Consider the following 5,792-nt stretch of genomic DNA (forward strand, 5'->3'; position numbering starts at 1 on the left):
AGGACGCGAACAGCCGGGCGGACTGCCGGACGGGCGCGGTGGTCAACAGCGTGCAGGACTTCTGGCGACAGGAGTTCGAGCGGCGCGACGCCTCCTACACGGCCGCTCAGACGGTCCTGTTCAGCCACGCCCGCCCCGTCCGGCACCTGCCCGGGCGGCCGGGCCGTATCGCCCCCGCCGCCGCCCGAGTCCGACGACAAGGACACCGACTCCCCTAAGCTCCCCGGAGGCGGCGGGGCCGAGGGAGCGTCGCGGACCACCGGTGACGACGAGAAGGCCTCACGTGTTCCCAGGGGCGACGTGGGCGACACGGACGATGTGGGCGAGGAGGAGGACGAAGCGGACGAGCCCGACGACGGGAGCGAGGAAGCGTCACACGGCAATCGGGGGGATGCGGACGACGAGTGGGACGACTGATGCTCAGGCGCTCGACCAGCGCCCGGTCCCGGATCGTCGGCTGGATGCTCATGCTGCTCAGCGCTGCCCTGGCGGTACCCACCTTCGGGATCACGATCGTCTGGCAGGCGGAGCTCGACCGGCAGGTCGACGTGCAACTCCTGTCCGAGGCCGACAAGCTACGCGCGTTCGCCCGCACCTCGCGCGACCCGTACAGCGGTGAGCGCTTCACCACGGGCGCCTCACTGCTGACAGCGTTCATGGCGGTCCACCGGCCCGAGCACAACGCCGCGTTCTTCAGCGTCGTGAACGGACGGGCCGACCGGCGCAGCCCCGGCCCGGTTCCGGTCCGTCTGGACCGGGACCCGGAGGTCGTGGCCCTGATGGCGCGGACGGCCGACACCCGTATCCGGTCGCTGGACTCCCGGGCCGGCATGGTTCGCTACGGTGTCGTCCCGGTACAGATGGCGGGCGACCACGTCGACACCCGGCTCGTCCTGGTCTCCTTCCGGGACCGGGAACTGCGGCAGGAACGTCACATGGCACGGCTGCTGCTGGCATCGGGAAGCTTCGCCCTGGTGGTCGCGGGACTGGCCAGCTGGCTGGTCGCGGGCCGGGTGCTGGCACCGATCCGGCTGGTCAGGCAGACCGCCGAGCGGATCAGCGAGACGGACCTGACCCAGCGGCTGCCGGTGCGGGGCAACGACGACGTGGCGGAACTGGCCGAGACGTTCAACCACATGCTCGACCGGCTGTCGGGCGCCTTCACCGCGCAACGTCAGTTCCTGGACGAGGTGGCGCACGAACTGCGGACCCCCATCACGGTTTTGCGCGGACATCTGGAGCTGATGGACGAGGACCCCGACAGCCAACGCGGCCAGACCCGCGCCCTGCTCTTCGACGAACTCGACCGGATGCGGCGGATCGTGGAGGACCTGCTGCTCCTGGCCCGGGCCGAGCGCCCCGACTTCCTCACCCTCGGCCAGACCAGTCTGACCGACCTGGTGGTCGACACGGCCGCCAAAGCCCAGGCGCTGGGGCGCAGGCACTGGACGGTGGCCGAGGTCGCCGACGTCAGCGTGCACCTGGACGAGCAGCGGGTCACCCAGGCCCTGATGCAGCTCGCCGTCAACGCGGTCAGTCACACCGGGGAAGGAGACGCCATCGAGATCGGGTCACGCCTGTGGCGCGGCAGGGTACTGCTGTGGGTCGCGGACACCGGGCCCGGCGTGGCCCCGGAGGACCGCGAGCGGATCTTCCAGTGCTTCTATCAGGGGGGCACCGCGGTTCCCGGCCGGGCCGCTCCCGGCATCGGACTCGGCCTCGCGCTGGTCCGCGAGATCGCCCAGGCACACGACGGTGTCGCCCACGTCGAGGAGGCGTCCGGGGGCGGCGCGAGATTCGTCATCGACCTTCCCGCACTGCAGCCCACGACGGAAGGAACCCATGGTGAGCAGGATCTTGATAGCCGAGGACGAGGCAAGAATCGCCGCCTTCGTCGAAAAAGGCCTGCGCCGTAGCGGGTACGTCACCCGGGTCGTCGCCGACGGCGTCTCCGCCTACGAGCACGCCCGCGGCCGGGACTTCGACCTCCTGATCCTCGACCTCGGACTGCCCGGCGACGACGGGCTCACGGTGCTGCGCAAGCTGCGGAAGGCGCGCATCTCCCTGCCCGTCGTCATCCTCACCGCGCGCGACAGCGTGAGCGACATCGTGGCCGGACTGGAGAGCGGCGCCGACGACTACATGGTCAAACCCTTCGCCTTCGACGAGTTACTGGCCCGCGTACGACTGCGCCTGCGCCGTGAGGAGCCTGCGGAGAACTTTCTGCTGCGGGTGGGCGATCTGATCCTCGACCTCCGCACCCGCCGGGCCCAGGTGGGTGAGCGCGTCTCCGACCTGTCCGCCCGTGAGTTCGCCCTCGCCGAGATCCTCATGCGCAACCCCGACCGGGTGCTGTCCCGGGAGCAACTGCTCAGCCAGGTCTGGGGGTTCGACTACGACCCCGGTTCGAACATCGTCGACGTCTACATCCGCTATCTGCGGCGCAAGATCGGCGCCGACCGGGTCCAGACCGTGCGGGGCGTCGGCTACCGGCTCCGGGCCTGACCACCGGGCGGGCGGCCTTCGCCCGGCGGCGGAAGCACCCCGCCGGACCCCATGAGAACAGTCTCACCGCTGTCTCACCGCCACCTCATCGCCCGCCCCGAGAATCCTCGTTACGGGTCATCGGTGACGCGAGGCCCGTGAGCGGCGCAGACGGTCGCCGCGGCCCCGCCCGGGAACAGGGCGCCGCCGCCACACCGGACCAGCAGACACGGAGGCGAACCCCCCGCCTGCCCTGCGACGCGAGCACCCGCACCTGATCCCCCGTGGTACCCGGGCCACCCGTGTGCCACGAAGGCCCGGTTGTGGGCGGGGTGAGAGCCCGCCCCGCGTGAAGAGCCACACGCCACTTCCGTATGGAGGACACTCCTGTGCGACAACTCATCGACCATGCCCGCACCTTTTCCGCCCGCTGTGACGGAGCAGGCCGTGAACTCAAGGAATTCGAGGCCGGCCAGCGGCCCTCCACCATGTTCATCACCTGTTCCGACTCCCGGGTGGTCCCCACGCTGCTGACCGACTCCGGCCCCGGCGAGCTCTTCGAGATGCGTACGGCCGGAAACATCGTCCCGCCCTACGATCCCGACGCGCCCACCAGCGAGATGGCGACGATCGAGTACGCCGTCTGCGTGCTGGAGGTGTCCGACATCATCCTCTGCGGGCACTCCCACTGCGGCGCCGTCGGAGCCCTGGCCCGGGGCGACGATCTGCGGACCCTGCCGGCGGTACGCGGCTGGCTCGGCAGGTGCGCCCCGACAGCCGGTCCTCAGCACCCCGAGGAGTTCGGCCCCGACTGCGAACAGCCCGTACAGCGCCATGCGGTGGCGCAACTGGACGCGTTGCGCGACTACCCGTGCGTGAGCCGCGCCGTGCGCGAAGGCCGGCTCGGGCTGCACGCCTGGTACTACGAGGTCCACACCGGCGCCGTGCAGGCCCACCGGCCCTCCACCGGAACCTTCTCCTCCCTGTGACAGCGACCCACCGGTGACCAGGCGGGCCGCTCCCGCCGCCACCTGCTGTCTCCCCCCACTCCTCTAGGAGCTGAAGCTCTCATGTCGTCTCCACAACTCCGGTTACGCCCGGACGCCCTGTCCCGCGACATCCTCGCCTCGATCGTGGTGTTCCTCGTCGCCGTGCCCCTGTGCGTCGGCATCGCGGTCGCCTCCGGTGTCCCCGCCGAACTGGGCCTGGTCACCGGCATCGTCGGCGGGCTGATCGCCGGCGCGATGCCGGGCAGCTCGCTCCAGGTCAGCGGCCCGGCCGCCGGGCTCACCGTCCTGGTGTACGAGGCGGTCACCACCCACGGCGTCGCGGCGCTCGGCGTCCTCGTCCTGTCCACGGGGCTCCTCCAGGTCGGGCTCGGCCTCGTCGGCTTCGGCCGGTGGTTCCGCGCCATATCGACCGCCGTCGTCCACGGCATGCTCGCCGGCATCGGTCTCGTCCTGATCGGCAGCCAGCTCTACGCCATGGCCGGGGCCAGCGCCCCGGGGAACGGTCTCGACAACCTGGCCGGGCTGCCGGAGCTGTTCACGCGGATCACGGGAGCCGCGGCGATCTCCTCCACCGCGATCGGTGTCGGCACCATCGTCGTACTGATCCTCTGGAAGCGGCTTCCCGGACGCCTGCCCCAGGTACTCCCCGGCCCGCTGGTGGCCGTGGGGCTGGCCACCGCGGCGGTGGCGGCGTTCGACCTGCCCGTCGCTCCCATCAAGGTGCAGGGGCTGATCGACTCACTGCGGCTGACGAGCCTGGACGACTTCGGCCTCCTGGCCGACGTCAGTCTCCTGGGCGTCATCCTCGCCTTCACGCTCATCGCCTCGGCCGAGTCCCTCTTCAGCGCCGCCGCCGTGGACCGGATGCACGACGGCCCGCGCACGCAGTACAACAAGGAACTCATCGCCCAGGGGACGGGCAACACCATCTGCGGCCTCGTCGGCGCGCTGCCCATGACCGCCGTCATCGTGCGCAGTGCCGCCAACGTGCAGGCAGGTGCGCGCACCAAGGCCTCCCGGATCATGCACGGAGCGTGGCTGCTGCTGTTCGCGGCCCTGTTCCCCGCCGTACTCGGGCTGATCCCCGTGGCCGCTCTCGCCGGGATCCTCGTCCACGCCGGGGCGAAGCTCATCCCCGTCGCGACCTTCCGACCGCTCTGGCGTGAACACCGGGGCGAGGCCGTGGTCCTGGTGGTGACCGCGCTGGCGATCGTCCTCACGGACATGTTCATGGGCGTGCTGCTCGGCATCGGGCTGGCCGTGATCAAGACGGCCTGGGAGACCTCCGCCGTCCGCCTCGACATCGACGAGCGGGACGACCGCACCACGGTCTCCCTCAGCGGCAGTGCCACCTTCCTGCGCCTGCCGCTGATCCTCGACACCCTGGAGGCCCTGCCGAAGGACCGGCCGGTGGAGCTCGACCTCTCGCGGCTCCGCCACCTGGACCATGCCTGCCGCACCGCCCTGGAGGCGTGGACCGCGCACAGCGGCGCCGTCCAGGGCCCCGGGGCGACGACGGACGACACACCGCGCGAGGCCGCCCTCGCGGGCGCCGCTCCGGACGGTGAAGGCCCACCGCGCACCGAGGGCCGCAGGCGCTGATCGCCGGGACCCGAGGGCGTGTCCGACGGATCTCGACCTGGGCCGCCTGACACGCCCTCGTCCGCCACGGTGCCGGCGCCCGGAGGCTTTCCCGCCACAGGCCGTTAGGTTGTGGGGGGAAAGCCTGCGGGCAGCCGGATTCGTGATGGGGGCGAGCATGACCATGCAAAAAGGAAGCAACGTCGCGGTGCCGGCCGGCACCGTGCGCGTCGAACTGGGCCGGCACGCCGCAGCGGGCGCCCCGGACGTCGACGCCTCCGCTCTCCTGCTGGTGGCGGGCAAGGTCCGCGACGACGCGGACTTCGTCTTCTACAACCAGCCGGCCCACGCGTCCGGCGCGGTCCGGCACGAGGGCAAGCGGACCGCTCCCGACCACGTCACCGACACCCTCGTCGTCGACTTCGGCAAGGTCGAGCCGGCGATCGACCGCATCGTCGTCGCCGCCTCCGCGGACGGCGGGACCTTCGGCCGGGTGAGCGGACTCCACGTGCGGGTCACCGACGCGGCGAGCGGCGCGGAACTGGCCCGCTTCGACAGTACGGACGCCACGGTCGAGACCGCCTTCATCCTCGGCGAGCTGTACCGGCGTCAGGGCGCCTGGAAGTTCCGCGCGGTCGGACAGGGCTACAGCACCGGCCTCGAAGGCCTGGCGACGGACTTCGGCATCTCCGTGGACGAACCCCAGCAGGCCCCGCC

General features: G+C 71.3%; 5 protein-coding genes and 1 pseudogene. All 6 read left to right on the forward strand.

Translation table 11 applies throughout. The annotated features are described in order from the left end of the window. A pseudogene (locus HET64_RS35650) lies at window positions 1-218 on the forward strand (hypothetical protein); the annotation flags it as partial. Window positions 219-416: 198 nt separating this feature from the next. After that, window positions 417-1,916: a cell wall metabolism sensor histidine kinase WalK gene (locus HET64_RS35655; protein WP_215111390.1), complete on the forward strand. Its 1,500-nt coding sequence runs from the start codon at window positions 417-419 to the stop codon at window positions 1,914-1,916. Continuing rightward, window positions 1,846-2,505: a response regulator transcription factor gene (locus HET64_RS35660; RefSeq protein ID WP_215111391.1), complete on the forward strand. Its 660-nt coding sequence runs from the start codon at window positions 1,846-1,848 to the stop codon at window positions 2,503-2,505. The genes HET64_RS35655 and HET64_RS35660 overlap by 71 nt, the downstream gene beginning before the upstream one ends. Before the next feature lie 368 nt (window positions 2,506-2,873). Next, window positions 2,874-3,473, forward strand: coding sequence for a carbonic anhydrase (locus HET64_RS35665; protein WP_215111392.1), 600 nt, complete (start codon window positions 2,874-2,876; stop codon window positions 3,471-3,473). Between the two features lie 81 nt (window positions 3,474-3,554). Further along, entirely contained in the window at window positions 3,555-5,096 is a 1,542-nt protein-coding gene (locus HET64_RS35670; protein WP_215111393.1) for a SulP family inorganic anion transporter, read from the forward strand. Between the two features lie 145 nt (window positions 5,097-5,241). Beyond that, on the forward strand, window positions 5,242-5,792 hold a 551-nt coding region (locus HET64_RS35675), incomplete at its 3' end, for a TerD family protein (protein WP_215111394.1).

Source organism: Streptomyces sp. McG3 (assembly GCF_018619185.1).
GTDB lineage: Bacteria > Actinomycetota > Actinomycetes > Streptomycetales > Streptomycetaceae > Streptomyces.

What these genes read in the sequence shown, in the direction of transcription:
- HET64_RS35655 (WP_215111390.1), top strand. Translation starts at nt 417, where the DNA reads ATGCTCAGGCGCTCGACCAGCGCCCGGTCCCGGATCGTCGGCTGGATG.
- HET64_RS35670 (WP_215111393.1), top strand. Translation starts at nt 3,555, where the DNA reads ATGTCGTCTCCACAACTCCGGTTACGCCCGGACGCCCTGTCCCGCGAC.